This is a genomic window from Aliikangiella marina (genome assembly GCF_007004765.1).
Taxonomy (GTDB): Bacteria; Pseudomonadota; Gammaproteobacteria; order Enterobacterales; family Kangiellaceae; genus Aliikangiella; species Aliikangiella marina.
Window position 1 is genome coordinate 224,827 of record NZ_VIKR01000002.1, and the last position, 18,428, is coordinate 243,254.

Consider the following 18,428-nt stretch of genomic DNA (forward strand, 5'->3'; position numbering starts at 1 on the left):
GACAATTATCTCCGCTAGCCAATTAATCCACAATGGACCTGTGATTCATGACAACAGGACATTGAAATGGGCATTCCTACGTGTAATACCATCGCTGCGATAGAAAATGTTGCTAAAACCTACGGTGATTTTGTCGCATTAGATAATATTAACCTCAACCTCAACCTCAATCGTGGTGAAATTCTCTCAATACTCGGCCCTAATGGCGCCGGAAAAACAACGCTGATTAATCTAATGCTCGGTCGATTGAGCTTTGCGAATGGTTCGATCAATGTGTTTGGCCTCAAGCCCGGTAGCTTGGCGCTTAAGCGTCTTTGTGGCGCGATGCTGCAAGTTGCTGATTTACCAGAAACATTGACAGTCAAAGAGCATATTCATCTATTTCAAAGTTATTATGGCGCTCCGATGAGTTACCAAAAAGTTATTGAGTATGCTGGCCTATCTGAAATTGAGTCGAAACTCACCAAGGGATTATCGGGAGGACAAAAGCAAAGAGTATTATTTGCACTTGCGATCTGTGGGAATCCGAAGTTGCTATTTTTAGACGAGCCAACAGTCGGAATGGATGTCGAAGCACGGCATGCATTGTGGAAAGCCATTCAAGACTTAAAGGCTCAGGGCACGAGTATTATTTTAACAACCCATTATTTAGAAGAAGCTGATTTTCTTTCCGATCGAATAGTCATGCTTAATCAAGGACGAATCATTCAAGAGGGTTCGCCGGAGCAAATAAAGGCGCAAGTGAATACTCAAAAAATCCGTTTTACAGCCGAAGTGGATATTGCTGTATTAGCGACACTCAATTCCGTTAAACGAGCAACCCAAGACAAGCATTTTTTTGAATTACAGTCGTCGAACGCAAGCGCGACGCTTCAGCATCTTTTCAACAAAACAAAGACGGTTGAACAGTTAACCGTAACGAGCGCGGGATTAGAGGAAGCTTTTTTACAACTTAACCGTGAGCAAAATAACTCAGTTCAACAATAAAGGAGTTCTAAAATGGATAACTTAGTGCTAACTGCGGACGATATTAACACGAAGCAACCGTCAATTATTAATATCTATCTGATGGAGTCAAAGTCTGAATTACTTCGACTTTTCAGAACCCCTGGCTTTTACTTACCGACATTATTATTTCCAATGATGTTTTATCTTTTTTTTGGTGTCATTTTCTCCATGAATCCTGCGACGATGCCAACATACTTATTGGCAACTTATAGCGCTTTTGGCGTTATTGGACCGGCGCTATTTTCTTTTGGCGTGGGTATTGCCGTTGAAAGAGGGCAAGGTTGGTTTGACATCAAGGAAGCTTCGCCGATGCCGGCGAGCGCCTATATCATTAGTCGAATCAGCGTGACCATTGTTTTCTCTTTAGTCGTGATAGCCTTATTATTTGCATTGGGTGCGATCTTTGGCGGGGTTCGTCTATATACGACTCAATGGTTATTACTCGCAGGGGTATTGATAATCGGAAGCCTGCCTTTTTGTGCAATCGGCCTCGCTTTAGGGTTGTATTGTAAATCGAATAGTGCACCGGCTGTCGTCAACCTTATTTATTTACCCATGGGTTTTTTATCAGGGCTGTGGATGCCAATCAATTTCTTTCCGCAACTAATGCAGGATGCCGCTAACTTATTACCCGCCTATCATTTTGCGCAATTAAGTTTAAAGGTCATCGATATGGATGTTGGTGCAAATATCTGGATACACCTTGCTGTAATGCTGGCCTACTTCGCAGTATTTATGACTCTAGCGGCAAAAGCTTACTATAAAAAAGATAAGCAATAATAGGAGACGATAAGATGAAAGCTAAGATATTTATTATATTCATTCTTCTGTTCGTTTTTTTCTGGTGGTTACCGGAGCCTGAAGAGCAAGTCGATAACAAAAAAAGTGACGTATTCCAAACTCTCAATGCGAGCTTCATAATCAGCAACGCCAATATTTATGATGGATTTGAAATGCATAAAAGTAGCAGCATTCTTGTAGAAAATAATCGAGTTATAAAAATTGCACCATCAATTGATAACCCAAGTGATTATCCAGTTTATAACGCAGCAGGAAAAGCGTTAGTACCAGGTCTTATAGATGCTCACACCCATGTTTGGGGGGGAGCGCTTTCACAGGCATTAAATTTTGGTGTAACGACCGAGTTAGATATGTTTACGTCACCCGAGTCAGCGAAACCTCACTTAATCTCTCGCACTCGTATCGACAATACACAACAAGCGGATCTGTTCTCTGCGACAATATTAGCCACTGCACCGGGCGGTCATGGAACTGAGTATGGAATGGAAATTCCAGTTCTATCATCGGTTGATCAAGTGGCTGATTTTGTAAACAACAGAGTGAACGATGGTGCTGATTACATCAAGGCGGTTTACAATGCGAAACAAGCTAAGCGACAACATTTTCCCTCCATCAGTTTAGAAATACTTGAAGCGTTAGCAAAGGAATCAAGTCGACAAAACAAGATGCTAGTTGTTCACGTTGATAATCTAATCTCGGCGAAACATGCGATAGCTGCGGGGGCTAGTGGAATTATTCATAGCTTCATGGATACGGTTGCAGACGATGAGCTGATCGAACTAATGAAACAAGCTGAAGCTTTTATCATTCCGACTTTCGCGGTGCAAGCCTCAATAAGTGGTCATAGTCGTGGTAAGGATTTGGCTGAAGTTTCAGCAATGAAAGCATTTATGTCGCCGATGCAAACCCAACAGTTGAATGTTAACTTTGCGAATTTTGGTATCCCTCAATCGGCATTTCGCAACTCTCAGCGGACGGTTTTAAAATTACACAAGGCCGGCATTGTGGTTTTAGCGGGTAGCGATGCGCCTAACCCAGGAACCACTCATGGAGTCAGCCTGCACGATGAGTTGGCTTGGCTCGTAGAGTCCGGCTTAACACCAGAGCAGGCGTTACATGCTGCCACCGGTGCGGTAAGTCGAGTTTTTCCTGTGGGTTCTCGCGGAACGTTGCAACCTGGTGCGTTAGCATCGATGGTTCTGATTGGTGGAGATCCGCTTAGCAATATTGCAGACTCGCTAAATATTGAAGCTATATGGAAAAATGGGGTCTATCATCAGAGAAAAGTTTATGATTTAGACCAGCGGTTTGAACCTCCGTTGGCGGCAGGTGAAATAAGCCGTTTTGAAGAAAGTGACGAATTGACAAGTGTCGGCGCTGGAATTTCTGAATCGACCGATCAGCTGGCAGGAGGCAAGTCGGCCGTAACAAAACAGCTGGCAATGAGGGATGGTCAGAATCGCTATTTAAAAGTTACTGGACAAGTCAATAAGGGCTTCTCATACCCTTGGAGTGGGATCACATTTGTACCCGGAAAAAGTTTTAGTGAAGGAGCAAACTTAAGCGAACTGGCCTATTTGGTTTTTGATGCCAAAGGGGAAGCTCATGCACAACCGCTATCTGTGTTACTATTCCAGACAGGCAGTTTCACGCCAGCGGTACATCAATTAAAGATTTCACGTGAATGGAAAACTTATAAAATACCACTTGCGGAATTTGAAGAAATTGATATTCGCCAAGTTGTTAATATTTCCATAGTAGCAACCACACCGTTCGGCGACTTTGAATTCGGTCTTGATAATTTAAAGTTTGAAAAGTAGCAGAGATGAATGGTTAATTTATTAAAAAAAATCGATGCGTTTCTTTTACCACCACAAGAAGAAATGCGATACGCCGCTTACGTTTGGTTAGTTTATTTGGCCATTTTTTTTGTCAGTCTCTATAACTTTCAGCGTAGCAATTATGGTACTGAACTTGCCATTGTTGGGACTTTAGCGTTTCTTTATTTTTATTTCCATGCTTACTGGGCAAATTCGCAAACGGTGGCATGGGATATTCTTGCGATTGCGGCAATAGGTTCTGTTCTTGGGTACATAACGCCAGGTGCAAGTGTGTTTTTTGTATTTGCTGGTGCATTTTGTTGTCGTTTGGGAAAAGCCAAGAAAGCGGTTTTTGCACTAGCGATTATGGCTGTCTGGGTTGTCTTCTTGAGTTGGCTTTTCGATTTGTCTGCGTTTTTTTACATACCAGCAATTGGTTTTATGTGGATGATTGGGGGGATTAATATCTACCAATTTGAAATGGATAAAAAGAAAAAGGAACTCAAGCTTTCGCGAGAAGAGATCCGAACATTAGCGAAAACAGCCGAGAGAGAACGAATAGCCAGAGACTTGCATGATCTCATTGGGCATACTTTTTCTGTGATTACCCTGAAGGCAGAGCTTGCTGGGAAATTAATCAATAAGGATAATCAAAAAGCTAAAGATGAAATAAAAGAACTCGAAAACATTTCTCGTGATGCTTTGAAACAGGTGCGTGAAGTTGTAACGGGTTATCGCACGAGTGACTTAAATACTGAGTTAGCTCACGCTAAGTATGTGTTAGAGAGTAATGATATTCAGTTTCAATACTCACTTGATGAATTTGAGCTCGATGATGCGACCAATAAAGAGCTTGCAATCGTCTTAAAAGAATTAGTGACCAACGTTTTAAAACACTCGGGCGCCGATAAAGTTAGCGCAGAGATTTATCAACAATCAGGAGATCTCGTGATGATCGTCCGGGATAATGGTAAAGGCCTGCATCAAGAGTTTGACAGCAAACATGCGACAAAAGGATTTGGCTTAACGGGTATTCAAGAGCGAGTCGCTAAACTGTCGGGTGTTTTCTCGGTCAGCTCTGATTCGGGCGCTTGTTTTCAGTTGAAAGTTCCACTTGAAGTATCTGGTAAGTAGTAATGATTCGACTTTTAATTGCAGAAGATCAAGCGATGCTATTAAGCACGCTCGCCACGCTTTTAGACTTGGAGGACGACATTGAAGTTGTCGAGCGAGCAAGCGATGGTGCAAGAGCGCTGGCTTACCTCAAGGAAAGCAACTTGGCAGCTTCCTCGCACAAGCAAGTCGATATCGTGGTGACTGACATCGAAATGCCTAAGCTCACTGGTATCGAGTTAGCGCAAGCGATTAGAGAGCAAGGTTGGCCAACCAAAGTGATCATACTAACGACTTTTTCTCGCGCGGGGTATCTACGCAGAGCCATGGACGCTGGGGTAAAAGGTTACCTCTTAAAAGATTCGCCTTCCGATGAATTATTGACTGCAATTAGAAAAGTGGCCAAGGGCGGCCGTTCAATATCACCCGAGCTAATGCAAGATGCCTGGATTGAGATGGATCCATTGACAAATAAAGAGCGCCAAGCGCTGCGTTTGGCAAATCAGGGAGATACTACCGAGCAAATTGCCGATAAATTACATTTGTCGGCTGGGACTGTGCGAAACTATCTCTCGTCGGCTGCAAGTAAGTTAAATGCCAAGAATCGTATAGAAGCTGCCCGAATAGCCCACCAAAATGGTTGGTTGTAGGGGGCGCTAGTTTTTGGTCAATCTATTCGAGAAGAACAAGTTAAAGGGCATCGCTTGCGAGCGTTAGTTGCGATAACGCATGCCATAGACGGCTATCGCCAATAGCCTTTTAGGTTGTTCTTTTGGGGAAGGTAAGTTTGAGAAAATCCTAGTGAGAGAAAAAACCGTGGGGCTTTATTTAAATGATTACAGTTTGGAACCCGTTAATATCTTGATTCGCGAGCATCGGAAGGCCGTAATGAGTGGCTTTGTGTCCAATTTAAGTAATATTTTTGCATCTTGAGCTACTTTTCGCCTATTTTGAATCTAGTTTGTGGTGAAGATCTAGATGATTAATTGAGTCTAGCTGACGCTGGACCCGAACTTTAGTTTTTTGAAAAATTATTATATATATCAACTGCTTAAGGTGGTTTTTTGAAGGCTGGGATTCGATTAAAAGCAATTTTTTTATGGCGTTTTTCAATAAATCTTAAAATTTCTCTAATAAATCCCAATTACAGTTGTATTCAGCATACCTTTTCATTATAATGCCGCTCCCGAATTGAGCCGAGTCAATAGCATTCAGGCCAATAGGGTCTCTTAATGGCACTAAATTTAAGAGATTTAGCGGCGGGCACAAGCACCAGCCACTACAACCGACCTAATTTTGGTCGAAAAGAATTTAAACCGCACTCCTGAGAAAGGTTAGGAGGGGCGGGTTTTATATGTTTAATTTTTAACTTTGGAGATTCTTTGCATGGCTAAGCAGCGAATCCGAATCCGCTTAAAGTCGTTTGATCACAAGTTGATTGATTTATCAACTGCAGAGATCGTTAACACAGCTAAGCGTACCGGTGCACAAGTTCGTGGTCCAATTCCATTACCGACACGCAAAGAGCGTTACACGGTTCTGATCTCTCCGCACGTAAACAAAGACGCGCGAGATCAATATGAAATTAGAACTCACAAGCGAATGGTAGATATTGAAGAGCCTACAGAAAAGACAGTAGATGCGTTAATGAAGCTGGATTTGGCTGCGGGTGTTGATGTTCAAATTAGCCTTTCATAAGGTAATTTGAGAATCGATTTAAGGTTGGTTTCAGCGAGTTAAACTGCTGAGGTTGACACAAAGAGTTTGTTACATAGTTAAACATGTAACGTTTTTAGAGGGTTTTTAAAATGGCAATCGGAATCGTTGGTCGCAAATGCGGCATGACCCGAGTGTTCGATGAGAACGGTGTATCAACACCGGTTACTGTCATTGAAGTAACGCCTAATCGAATTACTCAGGTTAAAACTGAAGAAAACGACGGTTATCAAGCGATCCAAGTGACTGCAGGCGAGCGCAAATCAAATCGCGTAACTAAGCCAGAAGCAGGTCACTTTAAGAAAGCTGGTGTTGAAGCTGGCCGTGGTCTGTGGGAATTCGCTACAGATTCGCTTGAAGGTTTTGAAGCTGGTGGTGAAATCAAAGTTGATATCTTTGAAGCAGGTCAAATCGTTGATGTGACTGGTACTTCGAAAGGTAAAGGTTTCCAAGGTGGTATCAAGCGCTGGAATTTCCGCACGCAAGATATGACTCACGGTAACTCATTGGCTCACCGTGCAAATGGTTCTATCGGTCAGAACCAATCGCCAGGTAAAGTTTTCAAAGGTAAGAAAATGTCTGGTCACATGGGTGCTGAGCGCACAACTACACAAAATCTTTCTGTAGTTCGCGTTGACGCTGAGCGCAATATTCTTCTAATTAAAGGCGCTGTACCTGGTGCTACTGGTGGCGACGTAATTGTTCGTCCAGCAGTTAAGGTTTAGGGGAGAATAGAGAATGGAAATTAATTTAGCTGTAACTGGCGAAAAGAAAGGTTCTGCATTGGAAGTTTCTGATGTAACTTTCGGCCGTGAATTCAACGAAGCTTTGGTTCACCAAGTTGTTGTTGCATACATGGCTGGCGCTCGTGCTGGTACTCGCGCTCAAAAGACTCGCAGTGATGTGAGTGGTGGCGGAGCTAAGCCTTGGCGTCAAAAAGGTACTGGTCGAGCACGTGCTGGTACAATCCGAAGCCCAATCTGGCGTACTGGTGGCGTAACTTTCGCTGCTCGTCCACAAGATCACTCACAGAAAGTTAATCGCAAAATGTATCGCGGTGCGATGCAATGCATTCTTTCTGAACTGATTCGTCAAGATCGTTTACTTGTTGTTGATTCATTCAACGTTGATGCACCAAAAACTAAAGGTTTGGTTGCTAAGCTAGCTGAGTACGGTTTAACTGACGCGCTTATCGTGTCTACTGAAGTTGAAGAGAATCTTTACTTAGCAGCACGTAACCTACACAAAGTTGACGTTCGTGATGTTAACGGATGCGATCCAGTTAGTCTTATCGCTTTCGACAAAGTCATCATGACAGTTGACGCTGTGAAAAAATTCGAGGAGATGTGGGGATGAACCAAGAAAGAATCATGAGCATCTTACTTGCTCCGCATATTTCTGAAAAAGCAAGTATCGCTGCTGATAAAGGCGAGTTTGTTTTTAAAGTTGCTAAAAACGCGACAAAGTTGGAAATCAAGAAAGCTGTAGAAGCGATGTTCGAGGTTAAAGTCGAAAAAGTGACTACTGCTGTTGCTAAAGGTAAAACTAAGCGTACCGGTATGATTTCTGGACGTCGTTCCGATTGGAAAAAAGCCTACGTGTCTCTGCAAGAAGGGCAGGACATCGATTTTGTAGGCGCCGAGTAAGCGAAGGGGTATTAAGATGGCTCTAATGAAAGCTAAACCAACTTCTGCAGGACGTCGCTTCGTCGTTAAGGTAGTTAATCCTGACCTGCATAAAGGTGCTCCACATGCGCCTTTGTTGGACAAAAAATCAAAAAGCGGTGGTCGTAACAACAATGGTCGAATTACAGTTCGTCACATTGGTGGTGGTCACAAGCAACACTACAGAATTGTAGATTTCAAGCGTAACAAAGACGGCATTCCAGCCAAAATTGAGCGTCTTGAATACGATCCAAATCGTAGTGCAAATATCGCATTAGTATTGTATGCCGATGGTGAGCGTCGTTACATTCTTGCTCCAAAAGGCATTCGTGCGGGTGATGCGATTCAATCAGGTGAAGATGCGCCAATTAAAGTTGGTAACACTTTACCGATGAGAAATATTCCAGTAGGTACTACTGTTCACGCGGTTGAATTGAAGCCTGGTAAAGGTGCTCAAATCGCGCGTAGTGCAGGGACTTACGTTCAACTAGTTGCTCGTGACGGCGCATACGTTACTTTACGTTTACGCTCTGGCGAAATGCGTAAAGTATTGGCCGAATGTCGTGCGACAGTTGGGGAAGTTGGTAACGCTGAACATATGCTACGTTCACTCGGTAAAGCGGGTGCAACAAGATGGCGTGGTGTACGACCTACTGTTCGAGGCGTTGCTATGAACCCAGTCGACCATCCACATGGTGGTGGTGAGGGACGTACCTCAGGTGGTAGACATCCTGTAACTCCATGGGGTGTACCAACTAAGGGCAAAAAGACTCGTAGTAACAAGCGCACAGACAAGTTAATTGTCCGTCGCCGTAACCGTAAATAGTCTTAAAGACTAGAACATAGAGGATAAAATCGTGCCACGTTCACTTAAAAAAGGCCCATTTATCGACCTTCATCTTTTAAAGAAAGTTGAAGATGCGGTGGCCTCAAATAACAGAAAGCCGATTAAAACCTGGTCACGTCGATCAATGATTTCTCCGGAAATGGTTGGATTGACTATTGCTGTCCATAACGGTCGTCAACATGTACCTGTCTTAGTTAACGAAGACATGGTTGGTCACAAGTTGGGTGAATTCGCTCCAACTCGTACCTACAAAGGTCATGTTGCAGACAAGAAAGCTAGACGATAGGAGATAATGATGGAAACTCAAGCTGTTTTACGTCACGCACGTATCTCTCCTCAGAAAGCTCGTTTGGTTGCTGATCAAGTTAGAGGTATGCCGGTAGAGAAAGCTTTGAATGTGCTGAAGTTCAGCAATAAGAAAGCTGCCGACATGATTAAGAAAGTTTTAGATTCTGCTATCGCTAATGCTGAGCATAATGATGGTGCAGATATCGATGAACTTAAAGTATCAACAATTTTTGTTGATGAAGGCCCAACGCTTAAGCGTATCAAAACGCGTGCGAAGGGTAGAGCGGATCGCATTTTCAAGCGGTCTTGTCATATCACCGTTAAAGTTTCGGATAACTAGGAGATAGATCCATGGGTCAAAAAGTACATCCAAATGGTATCCGTCTTGGCATCGTAAAAAAGCATAGCTCTATATGGTATGCAGAGAGCGGTGAATATGCGGATTTCTTGGCAAATGACATTCAGATTCGTGAATGGTTAATGAAAGAATTGTCTCGCGCGTCAGTTTCTAAAATTGACATCGAACGACCAGCCAAGGCGTTGCGCGTTACCATCCACACTGCCCGTCCAGGTATCGTGATTGGTAAAAAAGGCGAAGACATTGAGAAACTACGTAAGAAAGTTTCACAACTTGCTGGCGTTCAAACTCAAATCAATATTGAGCAAGTGCGCAAGCCTGAGTTAGATGCCCAATTGGTTGCTGACGGTATCGCACAGCAATTAGAGCGTCGTGTTATGTTCCGTCGCGCGATGAAGCGCGCAGTACAAAACACAATGCGCGTTGGCGCGGAAGGTATCAAGGTTCAAGTAAGTGGTCGTTTAGGCGGAGCGGACATCGCACGTGCTGAATGGTACCGCGAAGGTCGAGTGCCATTGCACACATTACGTGCTGACATCGACTATGCCACTGCAGAAGCAAGCACTACTTACGGAATTATTGGTGTTAAGGTCTGGATTTTCAAAGGTGAGGTATTTGGTGACCAACCAGCAGTAGCGGTTGAAGAGAAGCCAAAGAAAAAGCCTGCCCGAGCTAAGAAAAAGTAGGGGATAGACCATGTTACAACCAAAAAGAACGAAATTTCGTAAACAGCATACCGGTCGTAACCGCGGTGTTGTAAACCACAAAGTGAGCTTTGGTGAGTTTGGTCTTAAGGCAGCTGCACGCGGCCGAATGACTGCTCGTCAAATTGAAGCTGCTCGTCGTGCCATGACGCGTCACATGAAACGTCAAGGTAAGGTATACATCAGAGTATTCCCTGACAAGCCAATCACTAAGAAGCCTTTAGAAGTCCGTATGGGTAAAGGTAAAGGTTCTGTGGAATATTGGGTAGCACAAATTCAGCCAGGACGTATGTTGTTCGAAGTTGAAGGTGTGTCTGAAGATTTAGCGCGTGATGCATTTGCATTAGCTGCAGCTAAACTTCCTTTTAAAACAACTTTTGTTAAGCGGACGGTACTATAAATGAAAGCTTCAGAGTTGAGAGAGAAGAGCGTTGAAGAGCTTCAGGGCGAATTGCTTGAGCTTCGTAAGGAACAATTTAACTTACGCATGCAAAAAGCAACTGGTCAGTCTGAACAGACTCACACGCTAAGAAACGTACGCCGCGATATTGCACGCGTTAAAACGATTTTGAACCAGAAGGCGGATTCGTAAGATGAGTGAGCAAAAAGTAATCAAGCGTACTCTGACTGGTAAAGTCATCAGCGACAAGATGGATAAAACCATCACTGTCAAAGTTGAGCGTCAAGTTAAGCATCCTATCTATGGTAAGTTCATTAAACGTTCTACCAAGGTACATGCTCACGATGAAACCAATGAGTGCAAAATGGGCGACACTGTCACGGTTATTGAAAGCAGACCGCTTTCAAAAAGCAAGTCATGGCAGTTAGTTGAGGTAGTTGAAAGAGCTAAATAATCATTCGGCAAAAAAACCGAATATTTTAATTAGCTGATTCAATTGAATGATGGTATACTCCCGCTCCTTTTGCGCGGTGCCGGATAGATTTTGGCCCCAAATTAGAGCGGGAATGATTGGAGAAGACCAATGATCCAGATGCAAACTACACTTGACGTCGCTGATAACAGCGGTGCTCGTCGAGTACAGTGTATTAAGGTTCTTGGAGGTTCACACCGCCGTTATGCAAATATCGGTGATGTGATCAAAGTGAGTGTTAAAGAAGCAATCCCTCGCGGTAAAGCGAAAAAGGGTGATGTTCTTAATGCTGTAGTTGTAAGAACTCGTAAAGGCGTTCGTCGTCCTGACGGATCTTTGATCCGCTTTGACGGTAATGCTGCGGTTCTTCTTAATGCCAACTTGCAGCCTATCGGGACACGTATTTTCGGACCTGTAACTCGTGAATTACGCGGTGACAAGTTCATGAAGATCGTATCTTTGGCTCCAGAAGTACTTTAAGGAGTAACTGAACATGCAAAAGCTAAGAACTGGCGATGAAGTCATCGTCCTTACAGGTAAAAGCAACGGTCAACGTGGCAAGATCACTAAAATGATCACTGATAAAGGTCGCGTTGTTGTGGAAGGTTTGAACATGATGAAAAAGCACGTTCGTCCTAACCCACAAGCAGGTATTCAAGGCGGAATCCAAGAGAAGGAAGCCCCAATGGATATCTCTAATGTTGCGATTTTCAATCCTAAGACCGGCAAAGCTGATCGTGTAGGATTTAAAGTTGAAGACGGTAAGCGCGTTCGTATTTTTAAATCGAACGGCGAGCTAGTCGATTAATTTAATTACTAATTAATTGGTGTAACAAATGGCGAAACTGCAAGACCACTACAAAGACAATGTAGTATCAGCCTTAACTGAAAAGTTTGGCTACAAGTCAGTCATGCAAGTCCCTAAGATTACCAAGATCACATTAAACATGGGTCTGGGTGAAGCTGTTGGGGATAAGAAAGTTCTAGAGAACGCTTGCAATGACCTTACAGCAATCTCGGGCCAAAAGCCTGTTGTCACTAAAGCGCGCAAGTCAATTGCGGGCTTTAAAATTCGTGACGACTACCCAATTGGCGCGAAAGTCACATTACGTGGTGAGCGTATGTGGGAATTCATGGAGCGTTTGGTAGCGATTGCTATTCCTCGTATCCGTGACTTCCGTGGTTTGAATCCTAAGTCTTTTGACGGCCGTGGAAATTATTCTATGGGTGTTAAAGAGCAGATCATCTTCCCTGAAATTGATTATGACAAGGTTGATAAGATCCGCGGTATGGATATCACCATCACGACCACTGCGACTACAGATGAAGAAGGACGCGAGCTTTTGAACGCGTTTAACTTCCCGCTTAAGAGCTAAGGGGTAAACAATGGCTAAAGTATCAATGGTACAGCGCGAAGCAAAGCGCGCTCGCACAGTAGCAAAATACGCTGCAAAACGTGCCGAGTTAAAAGCAATTATTGCTGACCTCAACAAAAGCGACGACGAGCGATGGGAAGCTCAGGTAGCACTTCAAAAGTTACCTCGTGATGCAAGTCCTGTTCGTCAACGTAACCGTTGTCGTGTTACTGGTCGTCCTCACGCTTATCTCCGTAAGTTCGGTTTATGCCGCAACAAATTACGCGAGCAAGCAATGAAGGGTAATGTTCCAGGCTTAGTGAAAGCTAGCTGGTAATTGTTGGGAGAATCAATATGAGCATGCAAGATCCTATTGCAGATATGCTGACTCGCATCCGTAACGGGCAAGCAGCAGGCAAGAAAGCAGTATCCATGCCTTCATCTAAGCTAAAAATTTCGATTGCTGAAGTTTTAAAGCAAGAAGGTTTCATTTCTGATCACATGAAATCAGAAGAAGATGGTAAAGCTGAACTTTCTATCGAATTAAAGTACTACCAAGGTCGTCCGGTAATCGACACGCTAAAGCGTGTGAGCCGTCCCGGTCTTCGTATCTACAAAAAATCTACTGAGCTACCACGTGTACTCGACGGCTTAGGTGTCGCTATTGTGTCTACGTCTAAAGGCGTTATGACCGACAATGCAGCACGCAAAGCGGGTCACGGCGGCGAAGTTCTCTGTATCGTATCTTAAGGAGAACCGACAATGTCTAGAGTAGCAAATAATCCAGTTGCAATTCCTTCAGGCGTAACAGTTGACCTTAAAGGTCTTAACTTAACTGTTAAAGGTTCTAAAGGCGAATTGTCACAAGAATTACACCCAGCAGTTGATGTCAATGTAGCCGACGATCAAATCACTTTTGCAGGTCGCGAAGGTGTTGATGCTGGTAAAGCAATGTCAGGGACTATGCGTTCTATCGTGAACAATATGGTTACTGGTGTTTCTCAAGGTTTCGAAAAGAAGCTGTTATTGGTTGGTGTTGGTTACCGTGCTAAAGCGCAAGGTAAGACACTTGATTTAACGCTTGGTTTCTCTCACCCGGTTAATTATGAACTACCAGAAGGTATTACTGTTGAAACACCTTCTAATACAGAAATCGTAGTTAAGGGGATCGACAAGCAAGTTGTGGGTCAAGTAGCCGCTAACATCAGAGCTTACCGTCCGCCAGAGCCTTATAAAGGTAAAGGTGTGAAGTACGCGGATGAACATATCCGTCGTAAAGAAGCTAAGAAAAAGTAGGACAGCGTCATGAATAAGAAACAAGCTAGAATTCGTCGTGCGACTAAAGGTCGTATGAAAATGAAAGAGCTAGGTGCCGTTCGTTTAGTCGTTAATCGTACACCTCGCCATATTTATGCCCAGGTTATTTCTGCTGACGGCGGAAAAGTCTTGGCGGCTGCTTCAAGTGTTGAAAAAGACTTGAAAGCTGCTGGTAAAGCGACTGGCAATGTTGATACAGCAAAAGCTGTTGGTGCATTGGTCGCTGAAAGAGCAACTAAGGCTGGCGTTTCAAATGTTGCATTTGATCGCTCTGGGTTTAAATACCATGGTCGTGTAAAAGCGTTAGCTGACGCTGCTCGCGAAAATGGCCTCCAGTTTTAAGGGTAAGAAAAATGGCTAGACAAGAAGCAAACAATACCGACGGTATGGTGGAAAAGTTAGTCAACGTCAACCGCGTATCTAAAGTGGTAAAAGGTGGACGTATCTTCTCTTTCACAGCATTAACAGTAGTTGGTGACGGCAATGGCAAAATTGGTTTTGGTCGTGGTAAGGCACGTGAAGTACCTGCTGCTATCCAGAAAGCAATGGAGCAAGCTCGTCGCAACATGGTTCAAGTTGAACTAAAAGACGGTCACACGTTACAACATCCAATCAACGCACGTCACGGCGCATCTAAAGTTTACATGCAGCCTGCGTCGCCTGGTACAGGTATCATCGCCGGTGGTGCGATGCGTTCTGTATTTGAAGTTGTTGGGGTTGAGAACGTTTTGGCAAAAAGCATTGGTTCTACTAACCCGATCAACATTGTACGCGCGACTATCCGCGGCTTAAGCGAAATGTTCTCTCCGGAGTCTGTTGCAGCTAAGCGTGGCAAGTCAGTCGCTGAAATCATGGAGTAGTAAATCATGGCTAAGAAAAAAGTTATGAAAGTCACTCAAACTAAGTCAGCGATTGGTCGTTTAAAAAACCACAAAGCTTGCTTAATGGGTTTGGGTCTACGTCGCATTGGCCACACAGTTGAAGTTGAAGATACACCTTCAACTCGCGGTATGGTCAATACTGTCAATTACATGGTTCAAGTAGAGGAGTAATCATCATGCGTTTGAATACTCTTAGCCCTGCTGAGGGCGCAAAGAAAAAAGCTAAGCGAGTTGGTCGTGGTATCGGTTCTACTCTCGGTAAAACCTGTGGTCGTGGTCACAAAGGTTTAAAATCTCGCTCTGGCGGTAAAGTTAAAGCTGGTTTTGAAGGTGGTCAAATGCCTTTGAAACAGCGTCTACCTAAATTTGGTTTTACTTCACGCAAATCATTAGTATCGGCGGAAGTACGTTTGGGTGAATTAAATAAAGTTGAAGGTGATGCAATCGACCTATTGTCTTTGCGTGCTGCCGGCCTTATTAATAAGAACATCCAGCAAGTTAAGGTTATGTTATCTGGTTCCATCGACCGTGCAGTCAATGTCGGTGATGGTGTTAAGGTATCGAAAGGCGCTCAAGCAGCTATCGAAGCTGCTGGTGGATCAGTTCAAGCCTAATTTATTTAAGTAGGATTTGCAGAAAAGATGGCTAAAGCTCCAGTAGAAAAAAAATCAGGCGGTTTATCTGAGCTCAGACAACGATTGTTGTTTGTGCTCACTGCTATTGTCATTTTCCGTTTAGGTTCATTTGTCCCAGTACCAGGGGTTGATGCTCTGGTCTTGGATCAGTTAATGGACCAACAATCAGGAACGATTTTGGCGTTGTTTAACGTCTTTTCTGGTGGTGCTTTAGAACGTGCGAGTGTGTTTGCACTGGGTATTATGCCTTACATCACAGCATCGATCATCATTCAGGTCATGAGCTTTGTTGAACCAAAGCTTCAAGAGATCAAGAAAGAAGGCGAAGCTGGGCGTCGTAAGATCAACCAATACACTCGCTACTTAACCTTTATTCTGGCAACGGTTCAGGCGGTTGGTATCGCTACTAACTTCCCGAATCTAGCACCTGGTTTGGTGCCTAATCCTGGCTTTGCGTTCTACTTTGGCGCGATTGTTAGTTTGGTAACCGGTACAATGTTCTTGATGTGGCTCGGTGAGCAAATTAATGAACGCGGTATTGGTAACGGTATTTCGGTGTTAATCTTCATCGGTATCGTTGCAGGATTGCCAACAGCAATTGGTCAAACATTTGAGCAAGCCAGACAGGGTGAAATGAACATCCTGGCATTATTATTAATTCTTGCAGTTGTGTTGTTAGTTACTGCTTTCGTGGTATTCATGGAACGCGGTCAACGTCGAATCGTTGTCAACTACGCGCAAAAGCAACAAGGTCGCCGTATGTATCAGGCGCAGTCTTCACACTTACCTCTTAAAGTGAACATGGCGGGCGTTATCCCTGCGATCTTCGCTTCAAGTATCATTCTTTTCCCGGGCACTATTGCTCAGTGGGTAGGCGCAAGCCAGGGTGATGGTATGTTGTGGTTACAGAACATTGCTCAGCAAATGCAACCAGGAAATCCTTTATATATCCTGATTTATGGTGCTGGCATCATGTTCTTCTGCTTCTTCTACACTGCGTTGGTTTATAATCCTCGCGATACAGCAGACCAATTAAAGAAATCTGGAGCGTTTATCCCTGGGATCCGTCCTGGTGAGCAAACTTCCAAATACATCGATAAGGTTATGACGCGGCTTACTCTTGTAGGTGCTCTGTACATCACTGCAGTGTGCTTACTTCCTGAGTTCATGATCTTATTTTGGCAAGTGCCTTTCTACTTCGGTGGAACTTCATTATTGATTATCGTGGTTGTAATCATGGACTTCATGTCTCAGGTTCAAGCGCACTTAATCTCTCGAGATTATGAATCAGTATTGAAAAAGGCCAATTTTAAGAACTACGGTTCAACCGGTGGCATTCGGTAGTTCCGAAAAGTTTGGAGTAAGAAGATGAAAGTTCGAGCTTCTGTTAAAAAAATGTGCCGTGAATGCAAAGTTATTCGCAGAAACGGTAGTGTAAGAGTAATTTGTTCCGACCCGCGTCATAAACAGCGTCAGGGTTAGTATAAAGACTTCCTTTATATATCTCGATCAAGAGAGATTACAAATTACATTAACAGGTTGATTTTTAATCGTTTCAAGGCTATCATGTCGCGCCTTTTTATGGGTGCTAGCTTAAATGAAGAATGTGCTGGTACTTGGAACTGAAATTTGGGAGTTAGTTAGATGGCCCGTATCGCTGGTATTAACATTCCAGTTAATAAGCATTCGGTAATTGCATTAACTGCAATTTACGGAATCGGCCGCACTCGCGCACAGCAAATCTGTGCAAACGCGGGAGTTGCGGAAGATGCCAAGATCCGAGATCTTGCCGAATCAGAAATCGAATCATTGCGTAGCGAAGTAGCTAAATTCACCGTTGAAGGTGATCTACGTCGTGAAGTTTCAATGAATATTAAACGCTTAATGGATTTAGGTTGCTTCCGTGGCATTCGTCACAGAAGAAGTCTTCCTGTCCGTGGGCAGCGCACCAAAACCAATGCTCGTACTCGTAAGGGTCCGCGTAAACCAATTAAGAGATAGACAACTATGGCAAAGACACCTCGTTCTAGAAAAAAGGTCAAAAAGCACGTAGTTGACGGAATGGCTCATATCCATGCGTCATTCAATAACACTATCGTGACTGTCACTGACCGTCAAGGTAATGCTCTTGCTTGGGCCACAGCTGGTGGTTCTGGTTTTAGAGGTTCACGTAAAAGCACACCATTTGCAGCACAGGTAGCTGCTGATCGCGTCGCAGAAATGGTTAAAGAAATGGGTATGAAGAATATGGAAGTATTCGTCAAGGGCCCTGGACCAGGCCGTGAGTCTGCTGTTCGCGCATTAAACAATGCTGGATTTAAGATTACTAACATCACTGATGTTACGCCTATCCCGCATAATGGTTGTCGTCCGCCTAAAAAGCGACGCGTGTAACTTTAGGTACTGCTGGAGATAAGACAATGGCAAGATATATAGGACCTAAACTCAAGTTAGCACGACGCGAAGGCGTAGACTTGATGCTGAAAAGTGGCGTCCGTGCAATTGAAGATAAATGTAAGATTGATCAAGCCCCTGGTTTCCATGGTGGCCGTCGTGGTCGTTTGTCCGACTACGGTTTACAGTTACGTGAGAAGCAAAAAGTACGTCGTATTTACGGTGTATTAGAAAAGCAATTCCGTAACTACTACAAAGAAGCTGCTCGCCTTAAAGGCGCGACAGGCGAAAACTTGTTGCAACTTTTAGAGTCACGCTTAGATAACGTCGTTTACCGTATGGGCTTTGGCTCAACTCGCTCTGAAGCGCGTCAATTGGTAAGCCACAAAGCAGTTCTTGTTAATGGCAAGTCTGTTAATATTCCTTCTTATAAGGTAACTGCTGAAGACGTTATTTCTATTCGTGAAAAGTCAAAAACTCAAGCGCGTATCGTCGCAGCTTTAGAATTGGCTTCACAAAAAGATCGTCCAGTATGGATTGAAGTTGATGAAAAGAAAATGGAAGGCACTTTCAAGAACGTTCCAGAGCGTACTGATTTACCTTCAGACATCAACGAAAACCTGATCGTGGAATTGTACTCCAAGTAAAACTTGAA

General features: G+C 43.7%; 31 protein-coding genes. All 31 read left to right on the top strand.

The annotated features are described in order from the left end of the window. Window positions 1–66 precede the first annotated feature (66 nt). The 31 genes from FLL45_RS22730 to rpsD all read left to right on the top strand — a co-directional run bounded on the left by FLL45_RS22730 (window position 67) and on the right by rpsD (window position 18,420). Window positions 67–987, top strand: a complete 921-nt coding sequence (locus FLL45_RS22730) for an ABC transporter ATP-binding protein (RefSeq protein WP_185964366.1) — start codon at window positions 67–69, stop codon at window positions 985–987. Between the two features lie 12 nt (window positions 988–999). After that, window positions 1,000–1,788 carry an ABC transporter permease gene (locus FLL45_RS22735; RefSeq protein ID WP_185964367.1) on the top strand — a complete coding sequence of 263 codons (789 nt, stop codon included), beginning with the start codon at window positions 1,000–1,002 and terminating at the stop codon, window positions 1,786–1,788. Between the two features lie 14 nt (window positions 1,789–1,802). Then, complete coding sequence (locus FLL45_RS07230; RefSeq protein WP_142941365.1) at window positions 1,803–3,629, top strand: amidohydrolase family protein; 1,827 nt, start codon at window positions 1,803–1,805, stop codon at window positions 3,627–3,629. 9 nt (window positions 3,630–3,638) lie between these two features. Beyond that, window positions 3,639–4,763, top strand: a complete 1,125-nt coding sequence (locus FLL45_RS07235; protein WP_142941366.1) for a sensor histidine kinase — start codon at window positions 3,639–3,641, stop codon at window positions 4,761–4,763. 2 nt (window positions 4,764–4,765) lie between these two features. Next, on the top strand, window positions 4,766–5,392 hold the full coding sequence (locus tag FLL45_RS07240; protein WP_142941367.1) for a response regulator transcription factor: 627 nt from the start codon (window positions 4,766–4,768) through the stop codon (window positions 5,390–5,392). Window positions 5,393–6,128: 736 nt separating this feature from the next. Next, window positions 6,129–6,440, top strand: a complete 312-nt coding sequence (rpsJ, locus tag FLL45_RS07245) for a 30S ribosomal protein S10 (RefSeq protein ID WP_142941368.1) — start codon at window positions 6,129–6,131, stop codon at window positions 6,438–6,440. Between the two features lie 110 nt (window positions 6,441–6,550). Continuing rightward, window positions 6,551–7,183: a 50S ribosomal protein L3 gene (gene rplC, locus FLL45_RS07250; protein WP_142941369.1), complete on the top strand. Its 633-nt coding sequence runs from the start codon at window positions 6,551–6,553 to the stop codon at window positions 7,181–7,183. A 13-nt stretch (window positions 7,184–7,196) separates the two neighbouring features. After that, window positions 7,197–7,814: a 50S ribosomal protein L4 gene (gene rplD / locus FLL45_RS07255; protein WP_142941370.1), complete on the top strand. Its 618-nt coding sequence runs from the start codon at window positions 7,197–7,199 to the stop codon at window positions 7,812–7,814. After that, entirely contained in the window at window positions 7,811–8,104 is a 294-nt protein-coding gene (gene rplW / locus FLL45_RS07260; RefSeq protein ID WP_142941371.1) for a 50S ribosomal protein L23, read from the top strand. The genes rplD and rplW overlap by 4 nt, the downstream gene beginning before the upstream one ends. A gap of 16 nt (window positions 8,105–8,120) precedes the next feature. Continuing rightward, window positions 8,121–8,948 (top strand): 50S ribosomal protein L2, encoded by an 828-nt coding sequence (rplB, locus tag FLL45_RS07265; RefSeq protein WP_142941372.1) that lies wholly within the window; start codon window positions 8,121–8,123, stop codon window positions 8,946–8,948. Window positions 8,949–8,979: 31 nt separating this feature from the next. After that, window positions 8,980–9,255, top strand: a complete 276-nt coding sequence (gene rpsS, locus FLL45_RS07270) for a 30S ribosomal protein S19 (RefSeq protein ID WP_142941373.1) — start codon at window positions 8,980–8,982, stop codon at window positions 9,253–9,255. 9 nt (window positions 9,256–9,264) lie between these two features. Then, window positions 9,265–9,597 (top strand): 50S ribosomal protein L22, encoded by a 333-nt coding sequence (rplV, locus tag FLL45_RS07275; protein WP_142942230.1) that lies wholly within the window; start codon window positions 9,265–9,267, stop codon window positions 9,595–9,597. A gap of 11 nt (window positions 9,598–9,608) precedes the next feature. Continuing rightward, complete coding sequence (gene rpsC / locus FLL45_RS07280) at window positions 9,609–10,301, top strand: 30S ribosomal protein S3 (protein WP_142941374.1); 693 nt, start codon at window positions 9,609–9,611, stop codon at window positions 10,299–10,301. 10 nt (window positions 10,302–10,311) lie between these two features. Further along, window positions 10,312–10,719, top strand: a complete 408-nt coding sequence (rplP, locus tag FLL45_RS07285; protein ID WP_142941375.1) for a 50S ribosomal protein L16 — start codon at window positions 10,312–10,314, stop codon at window positions 10,717–10,719. Beyond that, entirely contained in the window at window positions 10,720–10,911 is a 192-nt protein-coding gene (rpmC, locus tag FLL45_RS07290) for a 50S ribosomal protein L29 (protein ID WP_142941376.1), read from the top strand. It abuts the gene before it with no gap. 1 nt (window position 10,912) lies between these two features. Beyond that, the gene (rpsQ, locus tag FLL45_RS07295) at window positions 10,913–11,173 is read left to right on the top strand and encodes a 30S ribosomal protein S17 (protein ID WP_142941377.1); all 261 of its coding nucleotides are present in this window, start codon (window positions 10,913–10,915) and stop codon (window positions 11,171–11,173) included. Window positions 11,174–11,302: 129 nt separating this feature from the next. Then, window positions 11,303–11,671 (top strand): 50S ribosomal protein L14, encoded by a 369-nt coding sequence (gene rplN, locus FLL45_RS07300; RefSeq protein ID WP_142941378.1) that lies wholly within the window; start codon window positions 11,303–11,305, stop codon window positions 11,669–11,671. 13 nt (window positions 11,672–11,684) lie between these two features. Next, window positions 11,685–11,999 carry a 50S ribosomal protein L24 gene (gene rplX / locus FLL45_RS07305; protein ID WP_142941379.1) on the top strand — a complete coding sequence of 105 codons (315 nt, stop codon included), beginning with the start codon at window positions 11,685–11,687 and terminating at the stop codon, window positions 11,997–11,999. A gap of 28 nt (window positions 12,000–12,027) precedes the next feature. Next, window positions 12,028–12,567 (top strand): 50S ribosomal protein L5, encoded by a 540-nt coding sequence (rplE, locus tag FLL45_RS07310; RefSeq protein WP_142941380.1) that lies wholly within the window; start codon window positions 12,028–12,030, stop codon window positions 12,565–12,567. Between the two features lie 10 nt (window positions 12,568–12,577). Beyond that, entirely contained in the window at window positions 12,578–12,883 is a 306-nt protein-coding gene (rpsN, locus tag FLL45_RS07315; protein ID WP_142941381.1) for a 30S ribosomal protein S14, read from the top strand. A 17-nt stretch (window positions 12,884–12,900) separates the two neighbouring features. After that, window positions 12,901–13,296, top strand: coding sequence for a 30S ribosomal protein S8 (rpsH, locus tag FLL45_RS07320; RefSeq protein WP_142941382.1), 396 nt, complete (start codon window positions 12,901–12,903; stop codon window positions 13,294–13,296). A 12-nt stretch (window positions 13,297–13,308) separates the two neighbouring features. Next, window positions 13,309–13,842, top strand: coding sequence for a 50S ribosomal protein L6 (rplF, locus tag FLL45_RS07325; RefSeq protein ID WP_142941383.1), 534 nt, complete (start codon window positions 13,309–13,311; stop codon window positions 13,840–13,842). A 9-nt stretch (window positions 13,843–13,851) separates the two neighbouring features. Further along, window positions 13,852–14,205 carry a 50S ribosomal protein L18 gene (gene rplR, locus FLL45_RS07330; RefSeq protein ID WP_142941384.1) on the top strand — a complete coding sequence of 118 codons (354 nt, stop codon included), beginning with the start codon at window positions 13,852–13,854 and terminating at the stop codon, window positions 14,203–14,205. Window positions 14,206–14,216: 11 nt separating this feature from the next. Continuing rightward, on the top strand, window positions 14,217–14,723 hold the full coding sequence (rpsE, locus tag FLL45_RS07335) for a 30S ribosomal protein S5 (RefSeq protein WP_142941385.1): 507 nt from the start codon (window positions 14,217–14,219) through the stop codon (window positions 14,721–14,723). Window positions 14,724–14,729: 6 nt separating this feature from the next. Continuing rightward, the gene (gene rpmD / locus FLL45_RS07340; protein ID WP_142941386.1) at window positions 14,730–14,915 is read left to right on the top strand and encodes a 50S ribosomal protein L30; all 186 of its coding nucleotides are present in this window, start codon (window positions 14,730–14,732) and stop codon (window positions 14,913–14,915) included. 5 nt (window positions 14,916–14,920) lie between these two features. Continuing rightward, a complete protein-coding gene (rplO, locus tag FLL45_RS07345; RefSeq protein ID WP_142941387.1) occupies window positions 14,921–15,358 on the top strand; it encodes a 50S ribosomal protein L15 in 438 nt (145 codons plus the stop codon). Window positions 15,359–15,385: 27 nt separating this feature from the next. Beyond that, window positions 15,386–16,723, top strand: a complete 1,338-nt coding sequence (gene secY / locus FLL45_RS07350; protein ID WP_142941388.1) for a preprotein translocase subunit SecY — start codon at window positions 15,386–15,388, stop codon at window positions 16,721–16,723. Between the two features lie 24 nt (window positions 16,724–16,747). Continuing rightward, the gene (gene rpmJ / locus FLL45_RS07355; protein WP_142941389.1) at window positions 16,748–16,861 is read left to right on the top strand and encodes a 50S ribosomal protein L36; all 114 of its coding nucleotides are present in this window, start codon (window positions 16,748–16,750) and stop codon (window positions 16,859–16,861) included. Between the two features lie 162 nt (window positions 16,862–17,023). After that, window positions 17,024–17,380 carry a 30S ribosomal protein S13 gene (gene rpsM / locus FLL45_RS07360; RefSeq protein WP_142941390.1) on the top strand — a complete coding sequence of 119 codons (357 nt, stop codon included), beginning with the start codon at window positions 17,024–17,026 and terminating at the stop codon, window positions 17,378–17,380. A 6-nt stretch (window positions 17,381–17,386) separates the two neighbouring features. After that, complete coding sequence (gene rpsK, locus FLL45_RS07365; RefSeq protein ID WP_142941391.1) at window positions 17,387–17,773, top strand: 30S ribosomal protein S11; 387 nt, start codon at window positions 17,387–17,389, stop codon at window positions 17,771–17,773. Between the two features lie 26 nt (window positions 17,774–17,799). Beyond that, window positions 17,800–18,420 carry a 30S ribosomal protein S4 gene (rpsD, locus tag FLL45_RS07370; RefSeq protein WP_142941392.1) on the top strand — a complete coding sequence of 207 codons (621 nt, stop codon included), beginning with the start codon at window positions 17,800–17,802 and terminating at the stop codon, window positions 18,418–18,420. The last annotated feature ends 8 nt before the right edge of the window (window positions 18,421–18,428 follow it).